The sequence below is a fragment of the Burkholderia sp. HI4860 genome (assembly GCF_002223045.2).
In the GTDB taxonomy this organism is placed as follows: domain Bacteria; phylum Pseudomonadota; class Gammaproteobacteria; order Burkholderiales; family Burkholderiaceae; genus Burkholderia.
In genome coordinates this window covers 509215-535049 of record NZ_NKFO02000005.1, presented here as the reverse complement: position 1 = coordinate 535049, position 25835 = coordinate 509215, and the positions used below count along the sequence as shown (strand labels likewise).

Annotated in this window: 16 protein-coding genes and 1 pseudogene; 13 read left to right on the top strand and 4 right to left on the bottom strand. The window is 65.1% G+C overall.

Annotated elements, in window-relative coordinates; translation table 11 throughout:
• Positions 1-62 precede the first annotated feature (62 nt).
• Complete coding sequence (locus CFB34_RS36475; RefSeq protein WP_089444499.1) at positions 63-944, top strand: hypothetical protein; 882 nt, start codon at positions 63-65, stop codon at positions 942-944.
• A 133-nt stretch (positions 945-1077) separates the two neighbouring features.
• Here the strand turns inward: CFB34_RS36475 and CFB34_RS36470 are convergent, their stop codons facing one another.
• Positions 1078-2058 (bottom strand): helix-turn-helix domain-containing GNAT family N-acetyltransferase, encoded by a 981-nt coding sequence (locus CFB34_RS36470; protein WP_089444498.1) that lies wholly within the window; start codon positions 2056-2058, stop codon positions 1078-1080.
• A 267-nt stretch (positions 2059-2325) separates the two neighbouring features.
• Here CFB34_RS36470 and CFB34_RS36465 point away from each other — a divergent pair, with 267 nt between their 5' ends.
• Positions 2326-2700 carry a sugar ABC transporter ATPase gene (locus CFB34_RS36465; protein ID WP_089444497.1) on the top strand — a complete coding sequence of 125 codons (375 nt, stop codon included), beginning with the start codon at positions 2326-2328 and terminating at the stop codon, positions 2698-2700.
• A gap of 44 nt (positions 2701-2744) precedes the next feature.
• Here the strand turns inward: CFB34_RS36465 and CFB34_RS36460 are convergent, their stop codons facing one another.
• Positions 2745-5180, bottom strand: coding sequence for a PEP-utilizing enzyme (locus tag CFB34_RS36460; RefSeq protein WP_179243793.1), 2436 nt, complete (start codon positions 5178-5180; stop codon positions 2745-2747).
• 571 nt (positions 5181-5751) lie between these two features.
• Between CFB34_RS36460 and CFB34_RS36455 the strand changes: the two are divergent.
• Positions 5752-7637 (top strand): annotated as a pseudogene (locus tag CFB34_RS36455) (filamentous hemagglutinin N-terminal domain-containing protein); the annotation flags it as partial.
• Between the two features lie 81 nt (positions 7638-7718).
• Here the strand turns inward: CFB34_RS36455 and CFB34_RS36450 are convergent.
• The gene (locus tag CFB34_RS36450; RefSeq protein WP_242808817.1) at positions 7719-7961 is read right to left on the bottom strand and encodes a hypothetical protein; all 243 of its coding nucleotides are present in this window, start codon (positions 7959-7961) and stop codon (positions 7719-7721) included.
• Here CFB34_RS36450 and CFB34_RS36445 point away from each other — a divergent pair.
• The 6 genes from CFB34_RS36445 to CFB34_RS36420 all read left to right on the top strand — a co-directional run bounded on the left by CFB34_RS36445 (position 7867) and on the right by CFB34_RS36420 (position 18442).
• Complete coding sequence (locus CFB34_RS36445) at positions 7867-13824, top strand: hemagglutinin repeat-containing protein (RefSeq protein WP_315855530.1); 5958 nt, start codon at positions 7867-7869, stop codon at positions 13822-13824. The genes CFB34_RS36450 and CFB34_RS36445 overlap by 95 nt on opposite strands.
• A complete protein-coding gene (locus tag CFB34_RS36440; RefSeq protein ID WP_143329569.1) occupies positions 13821-14093 on the top strand; it encodes a hypothetical protein in 273 nt (90 codons plus the stop codon). The genes CFB34_RS36445 and CFB34_RS36440 overlap by 4 nt, the downstream gene beginning before the upstream one ends.
• Positions 14094-14868: 775 nt before the next feature.
• Positions 14869-16629 carry a ShlB/FhaC/HecB family hemolysin secretion/activation protein gene (locus CFB34_RS36435; RefSeq protein ID WP_089444495.1) on the top strand — a complete coding sequence of 587 codons (1761 nt, stop codon included), beginning with the start codon at positions 14869-14871 and terminating at the stop codon, positions 16627-16629.
• A gap of 34 nt (positions 16630-16663) precedes the next feature.
• Entirely contained in the window at positions 16664-17338 is a 675-nt protein-coding gene (locus CFB34_RS36430; RefSeq protein WP_218828650.1) for a CsgG/HfaB family protein, read from the top strand.
• A 47-nt stretch (positions 17339-17385) separates the two neighbouring features.
• Positions 17386-17757 (top strand): DUF4810 domain-containing protein, encoded by a 372-nt coding sequence (locus tag CFB34_RS36425; protein ID WP_089444493.1) that lies wholly within the window; start codon positions 17386-17388, stop codon positions 17755-17757.
• 10 nt (positions 17758-17767) lie between these two features.
• Positions 17768-18442, top strand: a complete 675-nt coding sequence (locus CFB34_RS36420; RefSeq protein ID WP_089444571.1) for a DUF799 domain-containing protein — start codon at positions 17768-17770, stop codon at positions 18440-18442.
• An 11-nt stretch (positions 18443-18453) separates the two neighbouring features.
• Here the strand turns inward: CFB34_RS36420 and CFB34_RS36415 are convergent, their stop codons facing one another.
• The gene (locus CFB34_RS36415) at positions 18454-19548 is read right to left on the bottom strand and encodes an AraC family transcriptional regulator (protein ID WP_089444492.1); all 1095 of its coding nucleotides are present in this window, start codon (positions 19546-19548) and stop codon (positions 18454-18456) included.
• Between the two features lie 251 nt (positions 19549-19799).
• On the opposite strand from CFB34_RS36415, the gene CFB34_RS36410 reads away from it, so the two are divergent.
• The 4 genes from CFB34_RS36410 (at position 19800) to CFB34_RS36395 (ending at position 25775) form a co-directional block, all read left to right on the top strand.
• Positions 19800-21191, top strand: coding sequence for an APC family permease (locus tag CFB34_RS36410; protein WP_089444491.1), 1392 nt, complete (start codon positions 19800-19802; stop codon positions 21189-21191).
• A gap of 57 nt (positions 21192-21248) precedes the next feature.
• A complete protein-coding gene (locus tag CFB34_RS36405) occupies positions 21249-22646 on the top strand; it encodes an aspartate aminotransferase family protein (protein WP_089444490.1) in 1398 nt (465 codons plus the stop codon).
• 30 nt (positions 22647-22676) lie between these two features.
• Positions 22677-24101, top strand: a complete 1425-nt coding sequence (locus CFB34_RS36400; protein WP_089444489.1) for an aldehyde dehydrogenase family protein — start codon at positions 22677-22679, stop codon at positions 24099-24101.
• Positions 24102-24269: 168 nt separating this feature from the next.
• Positions 24270-25775, top strand: coding sequence for a M81 family metallopeptidase (locus CFB34_RS36395; protein WP_089444488.1), 1506 nt, complete (start codon positions 24270-24272; stop codon positions 25773-25775).
• Positions 25776-25835: the final 60 nt, after the last annotated feature.

The following is a 25835-nucleotide window of genomic DNA, read 5'->3' as shown; positions in this document are numbered from 1 at the left end:
CGTTGGTGAAAGTCGTTCCGAAAAAGACAAACATCCGATCATCCCGACTGGGGGCCCGCGTTATGTCCCATCCCGTGTTTCTCGAGAGCCCGCCGTGGCCGCGCATGCCCGAAGGGCGCAAAGGCGAATTGAACGCCTATTTCGCGGCGGGCGGCCCGTCGCTCGAAGCGAATGCGTTCATTCCGCTGTTCTGGCGCGTGCTGTTCGGGCCCGACGACGTGCGCTTCGCGTATCGCATCGACGATTTCGATCCGGAGGACCAGGCTGACGAACTCGACGAATATCTGGAAGGTGCGACGCCCGAGGAGCGCGACGCGCGCTATCCGTACCTGGTCACGACGAAGGCGAACGCGCTCGCGCGTGCGGCCGCACGCCGCGACACCCTCGTCGATCTGCTCGGCGAGCGCTACCGTTCGATCTACGATGCATTCGTCGACTACGTCGCCACCGCGTTCGGGGAATTCGTGCTGGTCCGCACGAGCGGATTGCCGGACGTGTGTGATATCACGGACGCATTTGCAACCGAACTTGCGCAGGTCGCGTTGCTGGAGCGGCAGAAGGATCCCGATGCGGGCCTGGCCCGCGAGATCCAGGAACTGCGCCGCGCGCCGGATGCCGACGCCGTCTGGCGAGTGACGGGATCGGGCGACGCGCATGCCGATGCGCACCCGTGGCCGAGCCGTGCGCTGGTCGAGGCGTTTCCCGCTTGCGCGCCGCGCGCGCGGCAGGCGGCACCGATTCCGCGCGATCCGTCCGACAAGCCACGCTATCGATCGAGAAACCGGCTGGACAACGTGCTCGAATGGGGCGCGGCCTGCATCTTTGCCGCCGCATTCATCGGGACGTGGATCACGACGAAGTCGATCTGGCTCGCGAGCGGGGTGACCGCCGTCGTTACCGCGATACTCGTCTGGGGCATCGCGCGCGTGCAGCGCATCAAGTGACGCGCCGGCCGCGCGCCGTGTGGTCGCTCGCGTGCAGTTATCCTGCGCGTTCGTCTTTTACATCGAGAAATCAAGAACGTCTTCGATTCGCTCTTCGGGATGGGGTAGCGCGACGGAGCGGTCCCATCGACCCTCAGCCGCCCGATGGCCCTGGCCGGCTGAAGCGTTGCTCGACCACCTCGGTTCCCCAATGCGTGCCCGCGGATTCGCTGGTCAACGCAAAACCGAACGACTCGTACAGATGGCGCGCCGAGTCCAGCCCCTTGAACGTCCACAGATAGGTTTCGCGAAACCGCTGCACGTCGACGAAGCGCATGGCTTCCGTCATGAGCCGGCGCCCGATGCCCGACCCGCGCAGCGCGTCGTTCACGATGAACCAGCGCAGGTGCGCGACGCCGGTTGCCGGGTCGCCGTCGATCGCGAGCGACGCGAGCGTTCGCCCGTCTTCCTGGCATAGCCAGAGCGCCTTGCCGTCGGCCGGCAGCGCACCGGCGAACTCGGCCAGCTCGGTCGCCACGCGTTTTTCGAAAAAGGCGCCGAAGCCCCAGTGTTCCGAATAAAAGCGCGCGTGGAGGCCCGCGATATCGCCGATGCAGCCCGGTTGGTAACCTTCGCGGATCGCCGGCGCGTCGAGTGCCGCGACGGGCGCTTTCGCGGCGTTGTCTTGCGCGAGCGCATCGGCATACATCGCGAGCGAGCGCAGCAGCGCCTGCTGGTCGGCGGGCACCATGCGGCGCAGCGCATTCGACACCTGGTCCGTCGCGAACGTGTCGATTCTCTTCTGGAGCTTTTTCCCTTCGGCGGTCAGGTACAGCTCGATCGCACGCGCATCGTCGCTCGACACGCGCCGCTCGACGATACCGGCCGCCTCGAGTCGCGCGAGTTGCCGGCTCGTGTTCGATTTGTCCAGCCGCAGGATGTTGCCCAGATCGCGGGCGTTGATGCCGGGCGCCATCCCGATCTCGAGGATCGCGTGGACGGCCGACGGCGCCCAGTCGCTGTCGGCCAGCGTCGCGCGCATGAAGCCGAGCTCGCGAACCAGTTTGCGGGAGAAGTCGCGCAGCTCGAGGATCGTGGCTTCGCGAGGCTTGGCGGGAGCGTCGATGAGGTCCATGGCTGGCCTGGAATGGTTGCGGATCGCAATCAATAATAGTTGCGGATCGCAACTTGATCAAGGCGGATTTTCATGGGGGCGGGTTGCGCGCCAGGAGGTGTTTCCAGGGGCCGGTGTCGCCGCAAACCGGGGCGGCGACGAGTGGTACTGACGCGGATGGCGGCGTGCCGCGAAGCGGACGCATACTGGGTGCATCCGGCCTGCCCGCCATGCGAGCAAGGGCGTCGGCCGGCCATCGATCCGCGGCGGCGGACAACGGAGCGCACCATGAACCCTCTGAAGCCGATGACGATTGCGTTGCTTGCCGGATGCGGCATCAGCGCGGGCGCGGCCCACGCGGCCGGCAGCATGGATGCGCCGCCGTGCAGCGCGGCGCATGCGGCGGACCCGGGCGGTGTCGCCGCGATGCCGGGCACGTCGGTACGCAGCTTTTCGAGCGCCGGCTGCTCGGGCGCCGTGCTGCAGGGCGAGCGGGCCACCGCGACGGTCAACGGCGACCGGGTCGAGCTGCGGGACGGCATCGTCTATGTGAACGGCCGTTCGTACGGCGCCGTCACGCCCGCGCAGACGGTCGAATACGAAGCCGCGCACGACCGGCGCACGCTGAAGGTCGACGGAGTCGTCCGCGCGCCGGTGCGCTGACCCGCACGCAGTTCAGGCTCAGGCGGACGGCCACCGCATCGCGTTCATTCGACCAGCGTCAGCTGGCCGTCGCTGAGCCGCACCTCGCGCCCGACCCACGCCGCATCGACGCGCGGCAGCACGGCCGACGGCTTGCGCAGCTCGCGCAGCAGTGTCGCGCCGTGCGACAGCCGGCCGCCCATGCGCGCGATCACGGCGCGCGCGGCCTGGTACTGCGCGTGCCGGCCCGGATCGAGCGTGTCTTCCAGCAGGATGTCGTAGCCGAGCACGCCTTGCGTGTGGCCCGGATAGATCATGAAGCCGGCCGCCTCGTCGGTGCCTTCGCTGCCGTCCTGCCAGAAGCTGCCGTTGCGTTCGCGGCGCTCGGGATGCGGCGCGAACCACGTGTCGCGATCGGCGGCCGGCATCGCATGATGCAGGCGGAAGAACACGCGCATCAGGTTGTCGCGATACCACTCGCGCACCTGCAGATACCAGCCGCGCATGCCGCGCGCGCCGAGTGCGTGGAGCACGCGAACCGGCAGCGGCCAGTCGGGAAACGCCTGCAGCGGGAGATCGGTAGGCATGGGCCGCGTGGTGCCCGGATCGGTTTCCCACGGCAGGCGATGCGGGCTGTCGTCGAGCTGGCCGTATGCGGTCGGCGGACGGCCCCACAGTGCGCCGCCGCTGCTGGCCAGCGATGACGCGATGCACAGGTTGCCCTGCACGACGAACACGTAGAAGCGTGTGAACCAGTCGGCCAGTTGCTGGCCGTCGGCGTGTTGCTCGACGAGCGTCGCGAGTTCCTGGTCGAAGCGCTGCAAGCCGCGCTCGAGCGTCGGCAGGTGCCCGCGCGCGACACGCAGCATGCGCCAGAACACCGGCAGCGAACGCAGCAGCCGCAGCGGCCGCCAGCGCAGCGGCGGTGTCGCGCCGCCGATCTCGCCGCTGTAGTTGCCGGCCGACACGCCCCAGTCGGCGAGGCGGGCGAGGAACAGGTCGTTGTTGATGTACGACGCGCCGCCATAGAGTGCGGTAAATGGTTCGTTATCCTGCAGTACGCGTGCATCCCAGCGCGCCATGATCGCCGGGATGCTGCCGGCCGCGCGTCGTTGCGCATACTCGACCAGCCGGCTCGGCTGCGGCGGCAGGATCTCGGCGATGTTCGCGGCGGTCAGGTGGCGATGCCAGCCGTAGCTGCTGATCGGGCGGTACTGCAGCAGCCACAGCTGCCGGCCGTCCCACGCCCATTCGACGTCGCCCGGCACGTAGTGGAACGCGCGCAGCACACGCTGCAGGAAGGCCCACAGCTGCGTCGCGCTCAAGCCGTGCGCGGTCGGGAACGTACCGCGCTGCCACGGCTCGCCTAGCCGCGACAGGATCGCGCGTTGCGGGCTGGCCTGTCCGTCGGCGAGTGTCTCGAGGTGGCCTTCCACCCATTCGACTTCGACGGCCAGATGCCGCACGAACGCGATGCCCGACAGCACGGGCGTGATGAAGCGCTGCACGACCGCTTCCTCGAGGCCGCCGTCGAGCAGCTCGGCCACGCGCGCGGCCACTTGCGCGGCCGGTACGCGCAGGAACGTCGTATGGAGGCCGGCGTTCGCCGCATCGGCCTGGTCCTCACCGTGGCTCGACGAGCGGACCGCCCACTCGGCGTCGGGCTGGCTCGCGAGAAAGCCGGGCAGGCGCGAATCGTCGGCGCGGGTCAGCGACAGCGCGGGCGGCACGGGCAGGCCGGCCATCGTCGCCAGCGCCAGGCGCCCGCCCTTGGTATGCGCGACGAAGCCGACATCGCCCGCTTCGAGCCAGTGCACGAATGCCGCCGGCGCGTCGATCCACGGATAGTGTCCCCAGCCGGCCTGCAGCGTGACGGTGAGGTCCGCGCGCGCGAGGATGGCCGACCACGCGGCGGCCTGGCGCACCCCGAGCACGTTGTCCTGGTCGCCCCACACGAGTTCGATGCGATCGGTGACCCACTCGAGCAGCGGCAGCGCGGTATCGGCGCGCACGAGATCCCAGTGCGGCAGGAACGCACGGCAGCGCGCATAGCCGGCGCCCATGCGGCGGTACTGCGCGCGCGTCCAGGTCAGGTTCGAGAACTTGCGGGCGAACAGCGTCGGGTAATGCGCAAGCAGCCAGTGGATGGTCTTGCGCAGCGGCTTCGGCGCCATCAGTTTCGGCAGGCGCCGTTCCCACAGAAACGCACCGACGGGCGCGAGCAGCACGCTGCGGCTGAAGTAGCCGGGGCGTCGCTGCAACGCGTGCAGCACCAGCAGTGCATTCACGCCGACCGCCATGATCGCGTGGCCCGCCTCGGTCATGTCGAGCAGCGCTTGTGCATAGGCGGCGAGATCCTCGCAGGGCGGCGCGGGGTTGTCGCCGAAGCCCGGCAGTTCCAGCGGCACAGGCTGGTAATGCCGGAAGTGGGGCAGCGCATCATCCCACCAGTCGGCCGCGCTGCCGTTGCCGGCGAGGAGGTACAGGATCGGTTTGCTCATGGAGGCGTGGTCGGCGGGCGATCGTCGTGGCGGCCCACGCCCGGTCGGGTCGGCGCCGCCGGTGGATGCCGCGGGTCTTGTTCGTGTTGTCGTGTTCGCGTTGCGCCGGTGCGAGTGGAATGGAGGCGTGGCCCCGCTCGGCTTGATGGTTGCGGGCATTTTACTCGAGTCGGTTCCGTTCGAGGTGCATTCCGGGATCAGGATTATTCGATGCGCGATCGATATGCATTGTCGGGTGTTGGTTGGTCGAAATAGTTTGAGGAAAATTGGAGGCGTGTATTTAAATGAAAATTTTTGTGTAACCGGAGAAATTGGAATCGGGTAGATGGAATTCATGCAACCGTATTTAAGGAATGAAAATTTAAATCAACCTGGCGTAGGTGGTTTGATTTTTTTGATCTTCGAAAGCGTATTGGTCATCCCGTTCGATTATTCACATGCAAGGTTCTCGATGCATGTCAATCAGACGAATATGATTCATATTGCTTCGTAGTATTTATGAAACGATTTCGGTTTCTCGAAATCGTTTCTAATATGGTTCATCACTCTGAAAAGTGCCTGCAGAATAACGATGAACAGAAAGACCTACCGCCTGGTGTATTCCAGGTCCCGGGGGATGGTGGTGGCTGTCGGGGAAACGGCTTCCGCCGCGGGGAATTTGGCCGGTGGCGAGACGTGCCCACAACGGCGCGGCGCGTCGCGCGGCGTTGTCGTGACGGCGATGGCCGCGATGCTCGGCGCGGCGCCAGCGATCATCCAGGCGCAGATCGTACCGACGCCCGGCACACCGACGCACGTGATCCCGACGCCGAACGGATTGCCGCAAGTCAATATCGCGAAGCCGTCGGGCACAGGCGTGTCGGTGAATACGTACAACCAGTTCGACGTACAACGCAACGGCGCGATCCTGAACAACTCGCCGACGATGGTGCAGACGCAGCAGGCCGGGATGATCAACGGCAACCAGAACTTCGGGCTCGGGCAATCGGCGCGCATCATCGTCAACCAGGTCAACAGTACGGCCGCGAGCCAGATCCGGGGCTATGTCGAAGTCGCGGGAAACCGCGCGGAAATCGTGCTCGCGAACCCGGCCGGCATCGTGGTGGACGGCGGCGGCTTCATCAATACCAGTCGCGCCACATTGACGACTGGCCAGCCATACTACGGCGCGGACGGCTCACTCGCGGGCTACCACGTCAATCGCGGGCTGATCACGGTTCAAGGTGCGGGTCTGAACGCATCGAACGTCGATCAAGTCGACCTGATCACGCGTGCCGTACAGGCCAATGCGGCAATCCATGCAAAGAACCTGAACGTAGTCGCCGGTACCAATCAGGTCGATCGCGCGACGCTCGCGGCCACGCCGATTCAAGGCAATGGCGCCGCGCCGGGCGTGGCGATCGACGTGAGTCGGCTGGGGGGCATGTATGCCGACAGGATCCTGCTGGTCTCGAACGAACATGGCGTCGGAGTCGCTAATGCCGGGACGATTGCTGCGCAGTCGGGGGACCTGGCGCTGCAATCGAATGGCCGTCTGGTGTCGAGCGGCAAGACGAATGCGTCCGCCAATCTCACGATCACTGCGCGGGACGGCATCGAGAACAGCGGCACGACCTACGGGCAGCAGAACGTGTCGGTCTCGACAGCGGGTGCGCTGACAAACAGCGGCGCGCTGGCAGCGCAGCAGAACCTGAACATCGCCGCCGGCAGCGTTGCATCGACGGGTTCGCTGGGTGCGGGCATGAATGCGGATGGCGAAGTGAGCGGCAGCGGGGACCTGAGCGTTGCGACAACCGGCCAGTTGACGGCGACGGGCCGGAACGTCGCGGGCGGTGACGTCGTGCTGACGGGCATCGCCATCGATCTGTCCGGCTCGAAGACGGCCGCGAGCGCAAACGTTTCGCTGCGTGCCCGGGCAGGCGACCTCAACCTGGCCAACGCAACGACCAGCGCGCAACGCGCGATCGACGCGCGTGCCGCGGGTAGGCTCGCGAACGACCACGGCACGCTGTCGAGCCGGGCAGGCACGACCCTCGAGGCAGGCGCTCTTTCGAATCGGGGCGGGCAGATTTCCGCAATCGGGCCGCTCGCGATCAACCTGTCGGGCCAGTTCGCGAATCACGACGGCACGCTCGTCACAGACCGCGCATTAACGCTGAACGCAGGCGAGATCGCGAACAACGCCGGCACGATGCAAAGCGGTGGCGGGCTGTCGGTGACGGGCACTTCGCTCGACAACACGGCGGGTCGGATGGTGTCGCTGAGCGCGGACGGTCTGTCGCTGTCGCTGAGCGGCCAACTGACGAATGCCGGCGGTACGACGGCGACCGGTGCACAGGGTGGCGTGATCGGCAGCAATGGCGACGTATCGGTAAAAGCGGGCACGGTCGTCAATCACGGCAGCCTGACGGCGCAGCAGGCACTGCAGGTCACGGCTGCCCTGCTCGACAACCGCGAAGGCACGATGGCGGCGGACCGGCTGAACGTGAAGGCAACGGATCTGCACAACATGCGCGGCACGCTTACGCAGTATGGCAGTCAGGATACGGTGCTTAATGTGAGCGGCACGCTCGACAACGCGAACGGCACGATCCAGACCAACGGCGCGAATTTGACGCTGGCACCGTCGATGCTGAACAACGCAAGCGGCACGATCATCCATGCTGGTACGGGCGCGTTGACCCTGATGCCGGGCCTCGGTTCCGGTCTGCTGGCGAACGCAGGCGGCTCGATCGCGAGCCGCGGAATGGTGACGTTGTCCGCGGGCGCCTTCGACAACATGGGCGGCATGCTGACCGCGCTCGGTTCGGTGTCGGCCCGGATCGGCGGCGAACTGAACAACACCGGCGGCTCGCTTGCTGCCAACGGCGACGTGACGCTCGAAGCGGGTTCAGTGACCAACACGCAAGGCGGCCAATTGAGCGGCGCGAACGTGCGGCTTCGTGCGAATGGCCTGAGCAACGACGGCGGCCGGATTACCGGCGCGAACGGCGACGTCAGCGTTGCGACGACCGGCGCGGTGTCCAACTCGGGCGGCCGGATCGGTGCGACGCGCAACCTGTCGGTCAGCGCGAGCACGCTTTACGGTGGTGGCGCATACAGTGCAGGGAACGACCTGGCGCTGTATCTGCAGGGCAATTTCACGAACACCTCGGATTACCGGTTCAATGCAGGCCGGAATCTGGCGTTTACGCTGCCGGGTACGTTCAGCAACGCCGGCGGGCTGCTGGCCGTCAACGATCTGAATCTCGATGCGGGCGACATCGTCAACAGCGGCGCGATGTCGGCCGGCGGCTTGCTGCGCACGAAATCGAACACGCTGACCAACACCGGCGCGCTGGTGGGCGGCAGCGTGTCGCTGTCGGCTGCGTCGACGCTCGCGAACGTCGGCCCGACTGCGTTGATCGGCGCGTCGGACAGCAGCGGTGTGCTTGAACTGCTCGCGCAGACCATCGAGAACCGCGACGACACGACGTCGACCGATACCCCGGCGCTGACCGCGATCTACGGCCTGGGGCGCGGGGTGCTGGCAGGGGGCAAGGATGCGGCGGGCCGATACACGAAGGCGGCACGCATCCTGAACCAGTCGGGGCTGATCCAGTCCGACGGCGACATGGCGCTGCATGCCGAGCTCGTGACGAACACGCGGCGCGAGATGCAGACGGCGTGGACCTCGCAAGTGGATGCCACGCTGCTTGAAAGCCTCGGCATCAGCCTGAGCGGGCAGATCGGCGAAGTCAACGTGAAGGATCCGGCGAACATCGGCGGTGTGTATATCGAGCCGCCGCACGGCGGCAAGGACAACAGCGATTACCTGTACACGACCTACACGGGTACGCTGCTGGCAAACCTGGTCTCGAAGATCAGCCCGGTGGCGCAGATCGTCGTTGGCGGCAATCTGGATGCCTCCTCGGTCGACACATTCCAGAATTACTGGAGTCGCGTGACGGCGGCGGGCGACATCGCCATGCCCGGCACGCTCGATCAGGATAGCTGGAAGGGGCAGCTCGCACCGCAGATCAAGGTCACGTACACCGGTCAGTACTGGTACCGAACGTACAAAGGCAGGATCTGGAGCTACTCGTTCTGCGACGCACCCGGCTGCAATGCGCCAGGGGATTCGCGTGAATATGCGTTGCCGAGTGACGAATCGAGTTTCGTCGCGAACGGCACGCTCTCCGGTACGGGAGTGAGCATCGACAATCCGGCCGGCAACGCCGGAATTCCGCCGATCGGCTTGCCGCCGGGCATCGATGTCGGCGCGATCGGCGGCGGCATCGACCGGGTGATCGCCAGCGCGACGGCGGTCGATGTGCTGAAGAACCTGACGATCCCGCAGGGTGGCCTGTTCCGCCCGAGCCCGGCGCCGGATGCGAACTACCTGATCGAGTCGAATCCGGCGTTCACGAACACGCGGTCGTTCATGTCGAGCGACTACTACCTGCGACAACTCGGGCTGAACCCGGACCAGACGGAAAAGCGCCTGGGAGACGGGTTCTACGAGCAATGGCTGGTGCGCAACCAGTTCACGTCCCTGACGGGCAAGGCCGTGCTCGGGCCGTACACGGACATCGAATCGATGTATCAGGCGCTGCTGTCGTCCGGGGCGGAGCTTTCGAAGTCACTCAATTTGCCTCTGGGGATGGGGCTGTCGGCCGAGCAGGTCGCGCAATTGCAGGGCAACGTGGTGCTGATGGAGACGCGCGTCGTCGACGGGCAGTCGGTGCTGGTGCCGGTCGTGTATCTGACGCGGGCGAGCCAGCAGGACATGAGTGGCGGCCCGTTGATCGCAGCCGGCAACATCGACCTGAAGGACGTGCAGTCGTTCTCGAACAGCGGCACGCTTCGCGCAACGGACAGCCTGTCGATCGGTGGTCAACGCATCGACAACCGCTTCGGCGCACTGCAAAGCGGCGGCCGGATGACGCTCGCGACGACCGGAACGGTCGACCTGACCTCCGCGAGCGTGAAGGCGGGCAGTCTGGCGCTGGCGGCCGGTGGCGATCTGATCCTCGATACCGCGACGCAGACTCGCCAACAGACGAACGCAGACGGCGCGACGCGCATCTCGACGGCGCTCGGACCGCAAGCGAACATCGATGTCGCGGGCAACGCGGCGATCGCGACGGGCGGCAACTTCCAGCAGAACGCGGGGAGCCTGAGTGTCGGTGGCGATCTCGGGATGCAGGTCGGCGGCGACTGGACACTCGGCGCGCAGCAGGTCGGCGAGCACAAGGTGGTCAAGCGGGCGAATGGCGTATCCGATACGGACATCAATCGGTCGGTGGGCAGCTCGGTCAAGGTCGCCGGCAAGTCGGCGATCGCGACAGGTGGAGACCTGACCGCGAAGGGGGCGCAAATCGAGCTTCGTGGTGGCGGTGCAATCGTGGCCGGCGGCACCGTGACGCTGGGCGCGGCGAGCGCGACGTCGACCGTGAACAGCAACAGCTCGGGCAACGAAGGGAACCGCAGCTATGCGGAAACCTACCACTCCTCGGATCAAGTCCTGACGGGTACGACGCTGACCGGTGGCGACAGCGTGGCGATCTTGGCCGGCAAGGACCTGAACGTGATCGGTAGCGCGATCAGCCTGGACCAGGGCAATGCGACGCTGGCGGCGGCTGGCGACGTGAACATTGGCGCGGCAACCGAAACGCACGAACTGAATGCGCACGAAACGCATAGCCGTAGCGGCATCGTCAGTGGAACGAAGGTCGCGAGCGGGGTCGACCAGACGATGACGCTGAACCAGGGCAGCCTGGTGTCGGCGGATAGCGTGACGATTGCCGCCGGCCGGGATTTGACTATCCAAGGCAGCACAGTCGTCGGCACGAACGACGTCGCACTGAGCGCGGCGCGCAACGTGACGGTCACGACGTCGGAGGATACCTTGGCGTCGTCGAGCTACTACCGGAAGAAGGAAACAGGGCTGATGTCGGGCGGCGGCCTGTCGGTATCGGTCGGCAGCAGTTCGCTGAAGACGACCAGCCAGACGAGAGAGGTGTCGAACAACGGCAGCACGATCGGTTCGTTGAACGGCAATCTGAGCATCACCGCCGGGAACGACCTGCATGTGACGGGCAGCGACCTGATTGCCGCGAAGAACATCAGCGGCGCGGGCGCGAACGTGATGATCGATGCGGTGCAGGATACCGCTCATCGCACGCAGACGCAGGAAATCTCGAAGAGCGGGATGACGCTGGCGCTGAAGGCGCCGGTGATCGATGCAGTGTCGAACGCGGTTGGCCAGTCGCGTGCGGCGAGCCAGAGCCAGGATGGCCGAGCGACGGCGTTGCGCGGGATGGCGGCAGCGAGTGCGGCGTGGGACGCGAACATGGCTGCTGGCGATCTGGTCAAGACACTGGAGACCGGCGGGACGCCCCAGTTCAAGCTGGAGGTCAGCGTCGGCAGCAGTCGCAGCAAGAGTGCGTTCAGCGAAGACAGCGTGACGAATCGCGGTTCGAGCGTAAACGCAGGTGGGACGGTTGCATTTGCCGCGACGGGTAATGGGCAGCCGGGTAGCGGCAACGTGACGATCGCAGGCTCGGATGTGAACGCGAACGACGTGATCCTGGCGGCGAAGAACCAGATCAATATCGTCAATACGACGGATACGGATTCGACGCGCAGCACGAACGAATCGAAGAGCGCGAGTGTGGGCATGTCGATGGGCACGGGCGGCTTCGGCGTGTCGGCGGCGATGTCGAAGGCCAATGGCGACGGCAACAGCGATCTGGCCACGCAGAACAACAGCCATGTGAAGGCGGCGAATACGGTCACGATCATCTCGGGCGGCGATACGAACATCGTCGGCTCGAATGTGAGCGGGAATCAGGTGAATGCCGACGTGGGCGGGAACCTGAACATTGCGAGCGTGCAGGACACGTTGTCGAGCGCGGCGCATCAGTCGAGTACCGGTGGGGGCTTCAGTGTCAGCCAGGCCGGCGCCAGTGCGAACTTCAGTCAGAGCAAGGGCAACGCGACGGGCAGCTATGCGGGCGTCGCCGAGCAGGCCGGGATTCAGGCGGCCGACGGCGGCTTCAATCTCAACGTCAAGGGCAACACCGACCTGAAGGGTGCGGTGATCGCGAGTGACGCGGATGCATCGAAGAATTCGCTGACGACCGGATCGTTGTCTTTCTCGGATATTCAGAACCAGTCGAGCTACGACGCGAAGTCGAGCGGGTTCAGCGCGGGTGCGACGACGGGTGATGGCGGGATGAACTACAGCACGCACGGCAGTGGAGCGGGCAAGAACATGGGCGGCGCGTCACCCATGCTCGGTCAGCACGACAGCGGCAGCGATAGCGCGACGACGAAGAGCGGCGTGAGCGAGGGGGCCGTCACGATCACGGATTCGACGAACCAGAAGCAGGACGTGGCGAGTCTGAACCGCGATACGACCGAGACGAATGGCACGGTAGCCAGGCTGCCGGACATGCAGAACGTGCTGAGCAAGCAGGCGGACATGATGTCGGCAGCCAGTGCGGCAGGCGAGGCCGTGTCGCGCCGGATCGGCGACTTTGCCGACCGGATGAAGAAGAACGCTACGGAGAATGGCGATCAGGCCGGTGTTGACGCATGGAAGGAAGGCGGCGTGAACCGCGCGCTGATGCAAGGCGCGGGCGCGGCGCTGGTGACGGGGCTGGCGGGTGGGAATGCCGTCGGCGGTGCGGCGGGCGCAGCGATTGCGTCGATCGCCGCAGGCAAGCTGAACGACCTGAGCAGCGCGATCGCGGGAAGCGATCCGACCGGTGACGCCGATATGAACAAGGCGTTGGGCAATATCTTGGCGAATGTGATCGCGACGGGGGAGGGTGGGGTTGTGGGCGGCGAGTCGGGGGCGTTCTCGGGGTACAACGTTGATCGGTTTAATCGGCAACTCCATCCTGATGAAAGGGCGCTCGCAAAGGAATTGGCCAAAAGGAGCGATGGCAAGTACACACTAGAACAAATCGAGGATCAGATGCGGATCATGAGCGGCTCGATTGTCGGAGACCGAGAGTTAGGCACCCCTGATACTTTGGTCGGACAGATGCCTACTGATTCTGGAGCGCGGTGGCAATACGCTGGTACGACTGACGATGGCAAGCCGATACTGACGCAGATCACGGTGCAGCCAAGTTCGGAGTTGCAAAGCTTCATTCTGAAAAATTCCGGGGCGGCACAGGATGGCGTGCCGAACATCACGTATGACCAGACTGGAAAAAATGGTTCTAGTGTCAAGCTGACCGGACCATTTACGAAGTTCGACACGTCGGATGCGAACTCTATGAGGAACACGACGGCGGATGCGACGTCGGTTGTTTCAACGAATGCCGCGAGGTTTGGTGCGACTGTTGCTGCTATGGCGGCGATTCCATCGCCATACTCTGGTGGTCTTTCAGCAGCAGCTTATGCGGCTACAGTTGCTGGATTTTTTGCCGATGCATTAGGTCAAATTGTTAAGCCCGACGTAGGCCAATATACCGTATCCGGAATCGCCGGTTTGATCGCAGGAAATTTGTCAGATCGAGTGCCGGGATTCGGTCCGGCGATAAATGAAACGGCGAACATGTTCAACAGCAGCAGCGCAGGTCGGCAGATGCAGGATTTTATGAATAAATACTGGAATAATTTCGTTAATTATTGGGGAGATAAATGAAAATTCGATTTATCGAGGATGGAAATTTTTCAGGATGGGTTCGGACTATCCTGCTTGTTATCGGTCTTCTAATAATTTTTGTCGCGTGTAAATACGTGCCACCAGCACCGTATGGAGGATTTCTGGTGCTGCTTGGGTTGGGAGTTGCGGCAGTTGGCGGGTATGCGAGCAGAGCACATTTACTAAAAATCAAACCTTTCGACAATAGCTGCAAGAGAGCTCGCAAGAGCTACGAATCAGACTGCAAAGAAGGGGGAGTAAAGAAGTGAGTGAAGTATGGTGGCATTCGTAGCGAACATGATCACGATGGGTAGATTGGTGGAGTTGTTGGTGGTGAGTTGGGAGTGTTCTCGCGTACAACGTTGACCGGTTCAATCGGCAGTTACATCCGAAGGAAAAGTCGCTCGCGAAGCAACTGGTTGAAAGGCGCGGCTGTAGGCGCCCGCTAGAAGAGGTCGAAGACAGATACGGATTACGTGCGTGCCGAGTATAGAAAGCCGAGAATCTGATGCGACTCATACATTGATTGAGCTGTTTGTGGCTGATTTGGAAATCGGCTTTCAATAAAAATCCAGTTTTTTGCCTTGGTCTGGCATGGGGTTGAGAGTGATGGGGGTGAGTAATGGTATTTAATCGTAGGCCGGAATTTAAGCGGCCACGAGTAAGCGCATATCGTAAAAATACATTTAATTTGTTTGCGCTTGAGGTGTTAGGGTTTGTTGTGTGTGCTGTGAAGTGGGTTTTCGTTGTTGTTTCAATTATATTGCAAGCGCTGATTGAGTGTGTTGGTGGTTCGACTTCCGCGCCTTTCAATCGAAGGAGTTGGTTTGTTTTGTTTGGGACGTTTGGGCTAGCTGCAATGCTGATATTTTTGGGTATCTATTTAAGGGATTGATCTCTCGATCAAGGTGGTTTGGGGTTCTCGGAGAGTGGCTGGCTATGGTTGTCAAAGTAATATCGCTTTGAAAAATATCATTCCAAATTTCATTCGACTAAAGGTTGATTAAAGGGCTTGGTATAAGAAGTATGTAAAGGAAATATAAGATGAGGGTCATTTTTCCACTCGTGGTGTTGCCACTCGCCTTTGCCTCGCATGTAGCAATTGCGCAGCAGCAAAGACCGACGGCCACCGACGCGGCGGCGGCCGCGCGCGCAAACGCGGAACAGATACAGCAGTTGCAACAGCTACGCGAGGCGCAACAACGCGAGACCGCCGTCCACGCGCCGACGGTGCGCCCAGATATGCATGACATCGAGGCTCGCCCTGCGTTACCGGAGGAATCGCCTTGCTTCCGCATCGACAGCTACGTGCTCAAAGTTCCAGAAGCACTGCCTGACGCGGTGAAGTCCCACGCCGCATCGGCACTCCCCCAGGACCGCTTCGCCTTCGCCCGCAACTGGCTCGATCACTACGCCGGCGCCTGCATCGGCAAACAAGGCGTCGACATGCTCGTCAAAAGCCTGTCGCAAGTCATCCTGTCGCGTGGCTACGTCACGACGCGCGTGCTGCTGACGGAACAGGACCTGTCATCCGGCACGCTGACGCTCGCGCTGATCCCCGGCGTGATCCGTCACGTGCGCTTCGCCGACGAGAAACTGCGTGGCACGTGGAAAACCGCCTTCCCGACCGGCAATGGCGCGCTCGTAAATTTGCGCGACCTCGAACAGGGCCTCGAGCAGATGAAGCGCGTGTCGAGCCAGGACGTCACGATGCAGATCGTCCCTGCCGACACGCCCGGCGAAAGCGACGTCGTGCTCGACGTGAAGCGCGGCAAGCCGTGGACGGTGGTCGCATCGGTCGACAACTCGGGCACGCGCGCGACCGGCAGGTTGCAGGGAAACCTGTCGCTCGGCATCGACAACCCGCTGGGGTTGAACGACATCTTCAACATCGGTGCGAGCCAGGACCTGGAACTCGGCGACAAGCGCCTCGGCTCGCACGGCTGGAACGGCTTCTATTCGATCCCGTGGGGCTACTGGACGGCGACGCTCTCCGCCTACACGAACACCTACTACCAGCGGATCGCGGGCGTGAACCAGACGTTCGTCGCGAGCGGCAACTCGAAGACGGTCGACGTAAAACTGCACCGTGTACTCGCACGCAGCCAGAACGACGTACTCGGCATGCAAATCCGCCTGTCGCGTCGCTTCGGCCAGAGCTTCATCGAAGACACCGAAATCCCGCAGCAGCGCCGCAACAACACGTTCGTCGAACTGGGCCTGACCGACCGCCACTATTTCGGCGGCGCGCAGTTCGACGGCACGCTCGCGTACCGCCAGGGCATCGGCGCGTTCGGCGCGCAGGACGACATCCTCGTGTACGGCGGCGGTCCGACCTATCGCTACCGGATGGCGGTGCTGGACGGAAACCTGTCCGTCCCCTTCGCGCTCGCGGGGCGGCCGTTGCGCTACGTGACGACGGTCCACGGCCAGTACACGGGCAACACGCTGTACTACGTCGACGATCTGACGATCGGCGGCCGCTACTCGGTGCGCGGCTTCGACGGCGAAACGATGCTCGCCGCCGCGCGCGGCTTCTACTGGCGCAACGAGCTGCAGGCGCCGATCGGGCAGACCGGCCACGCGGTCTATGCGGGCCTCGACTACGGCCGCGTATGGGGCCCGCAGCCGGTCGCGCTGGTCGGCACGCAGTTGGCGGGCGCCGCGATCGGGATCAAGGGCAGCGTCGGGACGCGGTTCGGCGCATACGCGTACGACCTGTTCGCCGGCACGCCGGTCTACAAGCCGTCCGGATTCGACACCGCATGCGCGACGGTCGGCTTCCAGCTGACTGCGCAGTTTTGAGTAATTGGCACACGATCAAGGAGGGAATGAAGTGTTGAAACATCGTCATATCTACACGGTAGCGTGTGCGGCCATCGTGACGGGATTGAGTGCGTGCGCAACCGAATCGTCGCGCACGCTCGACGTGCCGGTCGTCAGCAGTGCAGCGAAGCCGTACGCGGGCAAGCCGATCGCGATCGCGGTCGGCAAGTTCGACAACCGCTCGAGCTACATGCGCGGCATCTTCTCGGACGGCATCGATCACCTCGGCGGCCAGGCGAAGACGATCCTCGTCACGCGCCTGCAGCAGAGCAAGCGCTTCAACGTGCTCGACCGCGAGAACCTTGACGAAATCAGGCAGGAAGCCGGTTTCCTGAAGAAAGCGCCCGCCGTGAAAGGCGCGGGCTACGTCGTGACGGGCGACGTGACCGAATTCGGCCGCAAGGACGTTGGCGATCACCAGTTGTTCGGCATTCTCGGCCGCGGCAAGACGCAGGTCGCCTATGCAAAGGTCAACCTGAACGTCGTCGACACGACGACATCGGAAGTGATCGCATCGAGCCAGGGCGCGGGCGAGTTCAGCCTGTCGAACCGCGAAGTGATCGGCTTCGGCGGCACGGCTGGCTACGACTCGACGCTCAACGGCAAGGTGCTCGATCTCGCGATTCAGGAAGCCGTGAACCATCTCGTCGATCAGGTCGACGCAGGCGCGCTGAAGGCGGCGCAATAAGCGCGACGTGCTTCGGCATTTTCTATCGCACAACGAGGAAACAGACCATGAAACGGAGTATCTGGCTGCCGACGACGGCCGCCGCGATGTTGCTCGCGGGCTGCGCGGCACCGACCACGCCACCGCTCTATCAGTGGAACGGCTATCAGCCGCAAGTGTACGAGTACTTCAAGGGGAAGGCGTCGCCGCAGGCGCAGATCGATGCGCTCGAACAGGCGCTGCAGGCGATTCGCGCGAAGGGCGGGACGCCGCCCCCGGGCTTCCATGCGCATCTCGGGATGCTGTATGCGAGCGTGGGCAACGCGCAGCGAGCCGGACAGGAGTTGCAGGCCGAGAAGCAACTGTTTCCGGAATCGTCCACCTACATGGATTTCCTGATGAAGAAGCAATCCGCTCCGCAGAAAACCGCTCAACAGTGACGTGCGCATCATGCTCAACAAACTCTCATTCAAGCTGCTGTCCGTACTGTCGATCGCCGCGCTGCTCAGCGCTTGCGCGCAGCCGGTAAAACGCCCCGACTACGCGGCCTTCAAGCAGAGCCGGCCGCGCTCGATTCTCGTGCTGCCGCCGGTCAACGACACCACCGATGTGGGCGCGACCTACGGGATGCTGTCGCAGATGACGCTGCCGCTCGCCGAGGCCGGCTATTACGTGGTGCCGGTCGCCGTGATGGACGAGACGTTCAGGCAAAACGGGCTGACGCAGGCGGCCGATATCCAGGGCACGCCGCCCGCGAAGCTGCGCGAGATCTTCGGTGCGGATGCCGCGCTGTATTCGAAGGTCACGCAGTACGGCTCCGTGTATCAGGTGGTGGACAGCACGACGGTGGTCGCGGCGTCGGCGAGGCTCGTCGACCTGAAGAGCGGCGACGTGCTGTGGCAAGGCGAGGGTCGTGCAACCGGGAAGGAGGTCGGCAACAACCTGAACATCAACGTGTTCGGGATCGTGGGCTCGCTCGTGCAGGCGGCCGTTAAGCAGGTCGCGCATGCGCTGACGGACGAGGCGCATGACGTGGCCGGGTTGACGAGCAGCCGGCTGTTATCCGCCGGGCCGCCGAATGGGCTGCTGTACGGGCCGCGCTCGACCCGGTACGGAACGGACTGAACGCTCGCCCCTTACGCATCGGGGGCGTCGCCGGCGCGCGGCGTGCGCCCAGTCCAGCGTCGATACGCATGACGAAAGCTGCGCGGCTCGCTGTAGCCGAGACGTTCCGCGATGGCCGCGACCGTCAGCTCGGGATCGTCGAGCATCCGCACTGCTTCGTCGCGGCGCACATCGTCGAGCAGCGACTGGAACGTGAGGCCCTCCTTGTCGAGCCGCCGGCGCAGCGTGCGCTCCGTCAGGTGCAGGGCATCCGCGAGCGACGTCATCGACTTGAAGCGCGCGAGGTCGCGCGCCATCAGCTCCCTCGCGCGATCGGCGAAGCGCGTGCCGACCGACGCGGCCCACTGCCGTTCGAGCGCCTCGCACTGGCCATGCAGCGCATTGAAGCTGACTTCGTTCGCGAGCAGCGGCATCTCGGTGCCGTTCACCGACGAGAATACGAGCCGGTTGTCGCCCGCATTGAACATGACCTTGCAGCCGAAGTGGCGCGTGTAGTCGGCCGCATTGCGCGGCGTGCGGCGCGCGAGCTGCACCTGCTCGGGCCAGACCGGCTTGCCGACGAGATCGGACACGATCAGCCGCAGGCTCGACAGGCACATGTCGACCTGGAACACCTCGAGATCGGGTTCGCCGTTGTAGCGGCTGATGGTCACGCTCATGCCGTCCGCGTGCGTATCGATACGCACATCGAAATACAGCCCCATGAACAGCGGAAACTGGCCCATGCACCGGAATGCCTGCATCACCGAGCCGCTGATCAGCATCGCGTAGCCGGCGAGGCCGAGCGTCGACACGTGCAGCCGCGCGCCGATCGACAGCCCGATCGACGGCACGCCGCTGCATTGCAGCAGGTTGTGGAAGCAGCGCTGTTCCTGGCCGCGATTCACGTGCAGGTTCGGCGACGCGACTTCGTCGGCGCCTAGCCCCGTGCCTTCGAGCAGCGCGGCACCGTCGATATGCCGCACGCGGCATTCGTCCAGTGCGACCGCGATCGCGTGGACGGTGGCGGGAATGTCCTCCTGGCGCCCGGCCGGACGCGTGAGGCCGAGCGACGAACGCAGGCTGCGTTCGGCACGGCTCTGGTTTCGGTCGGAAGGGCTTGCCATGGTGCGGATGCGGCAGTGGAGGCGCGTAGAACATAGCCGGAATGTCCGCAAAACGCCAGTACCGCACAGCAGCATGCATGGCTCGCGGGCGCGACACGCGGCGACGTGTCCGAAAATATCCCCTGATTACGTCCGTATTTCTCATTCGTGGCCGATATTTTGGCGCACCACACTTTCCCCCAGTCGTGCGCCGCCGGCCGTGCCGGGCGAACGAGAGTTGAAGCCGTGAACGCCACCCACGTGAGGACAGCATGGACAACGACAGCCCAGGTCGATACGCATCAGCCGCCGCGACGCATGACTTCGGCGCGCACGCGATGCGAGGCGACGCGGACGAGCGCCGCAAGCCGCATCTGCTCGGGCTCGCGACGCTGGTGATCTTCGGCCTCGCGTACATGCTGCCGATGACGGTGTTCACGACCTACGGGATCGTCACGAGCGAGACCAACGGGCATCTCACGGCCGCGTACGCGGTCACGCTGGTCGCGATGCTGTTCACCGCACGCAGCTACGGCCACATGGCGCGGCTGATGCCGAGTGCCGGGTCTGCCTATACGTTCGCGAGCCGCAATTTCGGCACGTCGGCCGGTTTCATGGTCGGCTGGGCATTGCTGATGGACTACCTGTTCATCCCGATGATCAGCTACCTCGCGATCGGCATCTACATGAAGCAGATTTTCCCGGGTGTGCCGGCGAGCGTATGGATCGTCGGCAGCATCGTGCTGATCACCGGGCTGAACATCGTCGGCATCCGGCTCGTCAATCGCGTGAACCTGATCCTGATCGCGAGCCAGCTCGTGTTCATCGCGATCTTCTTCATTGCATCCGCGCGGGTCGCGTCGGGTGAAGGGCTGTCGATGGCCGTCGCGCTGCCGTCGTCGGGCGATGCGCGGGCGATCTTCGCCGGCTCCGCGATCCTGTGCCTGTCGTTCCTCGGTTTCGATGCGGTCACCACGCTGTCGGAGGAAACACGCGAGCCGAAGCGCACGGTGCCGCGCGCGATCCTGCTCTGCACGCTGGCGAGCGGCGTGCTGTTCATGCTGGTTGCGTACGTCGGGCAAGTGGTGGTTCCCGACTGGCACGCCTTCAAGGATCTCGATTCGGCCAGCCTCGAACTGATGCGACGCATCGGCGGCGGCACGCTGTCGGCGTTCTTCGTCGCGGTGTACGTGGCCGGCTGTTTCGCGAGCGCAATGGCGGGCCAGGCGAGCGTGACGCGCGTGCTGTTCGCGATGGGCCGCGACCGGGTGCTGCCGGAACGCGTCTTCGGCCACCTGCATGCGCGGTTGCGTACGCCGGTGCGCGCGACGCTCGCGGTCGGCATCGTGTCGCTGTCCGCGCTGTTCATCACGCTCGATCTCGCGTCGACGATGATCAGCTTCGGTGCGCTCGTCGCGTTCGCGGTGGTGAACCTGTGCGTGATGCGCAGCTATCTGTGCCGGCCCGAGCATCGCCGCTTCGCGGGCTGGATCGCGTTCGGCGCGATGCCGGCGATCGGCTTCGCGATGAACGTGTGGCTCTGGTCGGGCCTGTCGCGCCAGACGTTCTACGTCGGCACCGGCTGGCTCGTGCTCGGACTCTGCCAGCTCGTGTGGCTCACGCGCGGCTTCACGCGCCCGGCGCCGACGCTGTCGATGAATTGAATGACCGGTGGCCGGCTGACGGCCACCGGCTCTGAAACCCTGAAGGAGGAACGACCCATGAACGCTGTTGACGTCAATCTCGATGCGGACCTGCAGGCCATCGGCAAACGCCACCTGCTGATGCATTTCACGCACGCCGATGCGTATCGCGACCACGCGCTCACCGTGTTCGACCGCGGCGAAGGCTGCTGGCTCGTCGACCGCAACGGCAAGCGCTACTTCGACGGGTTGGCCGGGCTGTACTGCGTGCAGGTCGGCTACAGCCACGGCGCGGAAATCGGCGACGCGATCCGCGAGCAGATGGTGCGGCTGCCGTTCGCGACCAACTGGGGGGTGGGCCACGAGCCGGCGATCAGGCTTGCGCACAAGCTCGCAGCGCTCGCGCCGGACGGGCTGAACCGCGTGTTCTTCACGTCGAGCGGCTCGGAGTCGAACGAATCGGCGATCAAGCTGGTGCGCCAGTATCACCAGTCGCGCGGCGAGCCGCAGCGGCGCAAGTTCATCGCGCGGCGCGTCGCGTATCACGGCACGTCGTTCGGCGCGCTCGCGCTGAACGGGATGACGAACTTCCGCAAGCATTTCGAGCCGCTGATGTCGGGTGTGCGGCACGTGGGCAATACGAAGCGCTACGGCCGACCGGTGGGCGAGACGGAAGCGCAGTTCACGCGCCACCTGCTCGACGAGATCGAATCGCTGATCGTGCAGGAAGGGCCGGATACCGTCGCCGCGATCGTCGTCGAGCCGCTGCAGAACGCGGGCGGCAGCCTGACGCCGCCGGCCGGCTATGCGGCCGGGCTGCGCGACATCTGCGACCGGCACGGCGTGCTGCTCGTCGCCGACGAAGTGATCTGCGGGTTCGGCCGGCTCGGCGAATATTTCGGCTCCGCGCGCTACGGGCTGAAGCCGGACATCATCACGTTCGCGAAAGGCATCGCGTCGGGCTACGTGCCGCTCGGCGGCGTGATCGCGAGCGACGCGGTGGTCGACACGGTGCTCGACGGCCCGCAGCAGATGTTCCTGCACGGCGCGACCTATGGCGGCCACCCGGTCGCGTGCACGGCCGCGCTCGCGAACCTCGCGATCATGGAGCGCGAAGGCGTGCTCGAGAACGTCCGCAGCAACGAAGCGGTGTTCCGCCAGACGCTCGACGGCCTGCTCGAACTGCCGTGCGTCGGCGACGTGCGCGGCGACGGCTACCACTATTCGCTCGAACTCGTGACCGACAAGGCCGCGCGCCGCTGGGCGGCCGGCATCAGCGCGCAGGCGTTCGTGTCGACGCTGCTCGCCCCCGCGATCTTCGATGCAGGGCTGCTGTGCCGCGCGGGCGTCGATCACGAAGGCACGCCGATCGTGCAGTTCTCGCCGCCGCTCGTGATGTCGCGCGACGAGATCGTGTGGTTCGTCGCGAAGATCCGCGACATCCTCGTCGACACCTATGCGCGGGCGACGCACTGAGCGCGGCGTCCTTCATTTCAGGAGCATTCGATGAGAACGTCACAACAGTCCTATATCGACGGCCAGTGGCTCGATCCGGCCGATGCACGATCGATCGACGTGATCGATCCGAGCACGGCGCGGCCGTATGCGCAGCTCAGGATCGGCGATGCGGCCGACGTCGACCGCGCGGTCGGCGCGGCGAAGCAGGCCTTCGACACGTATTCGCGCTGGCCGGTGGACGAGCGCGTCGCGCTGCTGCGGCGCGTGCTCGACATTTACCAGCGCCGCTACGAGGAGGTCGCGCAGACGATCAGCCAGGAGATGGGCGCACCGATCGCATTTGCGCGCGCGGCGCAGGCGGCCGTCGGCACCGCGCACCTCGAACAGACGATCCGCGCGTTGCAGTCGTTCCGCTTCAGCACGCAGACCGATTCGCTGCTGGTGTCGCACGAGCCGATCGGCGTATGCGCGCTGATCACACCGTGGAACTGGCCGATCAACCAGATCGTGTGCAAGGTCGCGCCGGCGCTCGCGGCCGGCTGCACGATGGTGCTCAAGCCGAGCGAGATCGCGCCGTTCAGCGCGATCCTGTTCGCGGAGATCCTGCACGAAGCCGGCGTGCCGCCCGGCGTGTTCAACCTCGTGCACGGCTACGGGCATGAAGTGGGTGATGCGCTGTCGCGGCACCCGGATGTCGACATGGTGTCGTTCACGGGTTCGACGCGCGCGGGTGTCGAGGTCGCGAAGGCGGCGGCCGATACCGTGAAGCGCGTGCACCAGGAACTCGGGAGCAAGAGCCCGAACGTGATCTTGCCCGATGCCGATATCGAGGATGCGGTCACGCGCGGCGCGCGCAGCTGCTTCAGCAACAGCGGCCAGTCGTGCAATGCGCCGACGCGCATGCTCGTGCATGCCGATCATCTGGCGCTGGCCGAGCAGGCCGCGCGGCGGGAGGCGGAGCGCACGGTCGTCGGCGATCCGCGTTCGACCGAGACCGGTATCGGGCCGGTGGTCAGCCGCACGCAGTTCGACCGCATCCAGCACTTCATCCGGCTCGGGATCGAAGAAGGCGCGGCGCTCGTCGCCGGCGGGCCGGGGCGTCCGGACGGGCTCGGCGACGGGTTCTACGTGCGGCCGACGGTGTTCTCGAACGTCACGCGCGACATGACGATTGCGACCGAGGAAATCTTCGGGCCGGTGCTGGCGATCATGACCTACCGGACCGAGGATGAAGCCGTCGCGCTCGCGAATGATTCGGTCTACGGGCTCGCGGCCTACGTGCAGTCGAAGGATATCGAGCGTGCGCGCAGGGTGGCGGCGCGGTTGCGGGTCGGCAACGTCCACATCAACTACCCGGCATGGAACCCGGCCGCGCCGTTCGGCGGGTACAAGCGCTCGGGCAACGGCCGCGAGTATGCGGAGTTCGGCCTCGTCGAGTATCTGGAGACGAAGGGCACGACGGGGTACGCTTGAGCGACGCGCGGATGCGCTGAAAGGGCGGCGTCCTGATCGACGCCGCCGTGCCTTTCCATCGATGAATCGATGGACCGATGGATCGATCGGGAGGATGTCGACGATGCAGATGATGGACACGACCGAAGACCGGCGCGGTGCGATGGCGCGCGCGGAGGGCCGCGCACGATGAAGATCCTGATCGCGCGGATGAACCACGAGACCAACACGTTCTCGCCGGTGCCCACGCCGCTTGCCGCGTTCGGCCGAAACGGCCCGGACTGGGGCGACGACGCTTATCGCGCGAATCGCGGGATGCGCACCGCGATGGCCGCGTTTCTCGACGCGGCCGAGCGTGAAGGCGCCGACATCGTGACGCCCGTCTCGGCGGCCGCGAACCCGAGCGGGCCGGTCGCGGCCGACGCGTATGCGGCGATCTGCGACGCGATCGTCGCGGCGGCGCCCGGTTGCGATGCGGTGATGCTCGATCTGCACGGCGCGATGGTCGCCGAGCAGAGCGCGGACGGCGAAGGCGACTTGCTCGAACGCGTGCGCGCGGCGCTGCCCGGCGTGCCGATCGCGGTCGCGCTCGACCTGCATGCGAACGTCACGCAGAAGATGGTCGATCACGCGGATGTGATCGTCAGCTTCAAGACTTACCCGCACGTCGATATGGTCGAGACGGGCGAGCATGCGGCACGCGTGCTGCTCGACCGGCTGCACGGCCGCGCGCGGCCCGTGCTCGCGTGGCGGCAGCCGCCGCTGATGACGTCGACGCTGCGCAGCGCGAGCGCGGAAGGCGCGATGCGGCGCGCGGTGGAGGCCGCGCGCGCGGCCGAGGCCGACGGGATGCTCGCGGTATCGGTGCTGCCCGGCTTCTCGCTCGCGGACATTCCCGCGCCGTGCATCAGCGTGGTGGTGGTGGCCGATGGCGACCGGGCCGCCGCCGACGCGGTGGCCGAGCGCATCGCGCGGCAGATCTGGGACGCACGCGACGATTTCGTGTATCGCAGCGCGCCGCTCGCCGAATCGGTTGCGCAGGCCGCTGCGCTCGCGCGCGGCGCGGATCGCCCCGTGCTGATGCTCGATCATGGCGACAACTGCATGTCGGGCGGCCCATGCGACACGATGGACCTGCTCGAGGCCGCGCTCGCGCACGGACTCGACGGCATCGTCAGCGGGCCGTTGTGCGACCCGCAAGCCGTCGCGACGCTGATCGACGCGGGTGTCGGCGCGACCGTCACCGTATCGGTCGGCAACCGCATGCCGTCACACGGCGGCGTGCGGCGCGAGCCGTTTCGCGCGACCGGCGTCGTGCGCGCGCTCACCGACGGCGAATACGTGATCACGGGGCCGACGTACACGGGCCAGCGCGCATACATGGGCCGCACGGCCGTGCTCGACATCGGCGCGGCCACGCTGGTCATTACCGAGCGGACGCAGGAGCCGTGGGATCTCGGCGTGTTCGAGAGCGTCGGCGTCGATCCGCGCCGTGCGCGCTTCCTGCTGCTGAAGTCGCGGATGTATTGCCGGCCGGTGTTCGTGCCGATCGCGGCTGCGCTGGTCGAGTGCGACAGCCGCGGCGTGACGGGTTCGGACTACGGGCTGTTCCGTTACGAGCGGCTGGCGCGGCCCGTGTATCCGCTCGATGAGGTGGGCGAATGGCCGTCGTCCGGCACGCGACGGATGGCGTGACGGATGGCGTGACGGAAGCGGACCGGGCGCGAGACGCCGGATTTGCCGGCTTTCGGGCAT

Bases quoted from the DNA above. Each gene is read 5' to 3' on its own strand.
- CFB34_RS36475 (WP_089444499.1), top strand. From the start codon at position 63: ATGTCCCATCCCGTGTTTCTCGAGAGCCCGCCGTGGCCGCGCATGCCC.
- CFB34_RS36470 (WP_089444498.1), bottom strand. From the start codon at position 2,058: ATGGACCTCATCGACGCTCCCGCCAAGCCTCGCGAAGCCACGATCCTC.
- CFB34_RS36465 (WP_089444497.1), top strand. From the start codon at position 2,326: ATGAACCCTCTGAAGCCGATGACGATTGCGTTGCTTGCCGGATGCGGC.
- CFB34_RS36460 (WP_179243793.1), bottom strand. From the start codon at position 5,180: ATGAGCAAACCGATCCTGTACCTCCTCGCCGGCAACGGCAGCGCGGCC.
- CFB34_RS36445 (WP_315855530.1), top strand. From the start codon at position 7,867: ATGCCGGGCCTCGGTTCCGGTCTGCTGGCGAACGCAGGCGGCTCGATC.
- CFB34_RS36450 (WP_242808817.1), bottom strand. From the start codon at position 7,961: ATGTTGTCGAAGGCGCCCGCGGACAACGTCACCATTCCGCGGCTCGCG.
- CFB34_RS36440 (WP_143329569.1), top strand. From the start codon at position 13,821: ATGAAAATTCGATTTATCGAGGATGGAAATTTTTCAGGATGGGTTCGG.
- CFB34_RS36435 (WP_089444495.1), top strand. From the start codon at position 14,869: ATGAGGGTCATTTTTCCACTCGTGGTGTTGCCACTCGCCTTTGCCTCG.
- CFB34_RS36425 (WP_089444493.1), top strand. From the start codon at position 17,386: ATGAAACGGAGTATCTGGCTGCCGACGACGGCCGCCGCGATGTTGCTC.
- CFB34_RS36420 (WP_089444571.1), top strand. From the start codon at position 17,768: ATGCTCAACAAACTCTCATTCAAGCTGCTGTCCGTACTGTCGATCGCC.
- CFB34_RS36415 (WP_089444492.1), bottom strand. From the start codon at position 19,548: ATGGCAAGCCCTTCCGACCGAAACCAGAGCCGTGCCGAACGCAGCCTG.
- CFB34_RS36410 (WP_089444491.1), top strand. From the start codon at position 19,800: ATGGACAACGACAGCCCAGGTCGATACGCATCAGCCGCCGCGACGCAT.
- CFB34_RS36405 (WP_089444490.1), top strand. From the start codon at position 21,249: ATGAACGCTGTTGACGTCAATCTCGATGCGGACCTGCAGGCCATCGGC.
- CFB34_RS36400 (WP_089444489.1), top strand. From the start codon at position 22,677: ATGAGAACGTCACAACAGTCCTATATCGACGGCCAGTGGCTCGATCCG.
- CFB34_RS36395 (WP_089444488.1), top strand. From the start codon at position 24,270: ATGAAGATCCTGATCGCGCGGATGAACCACGAGACCAACACGTTCTCG.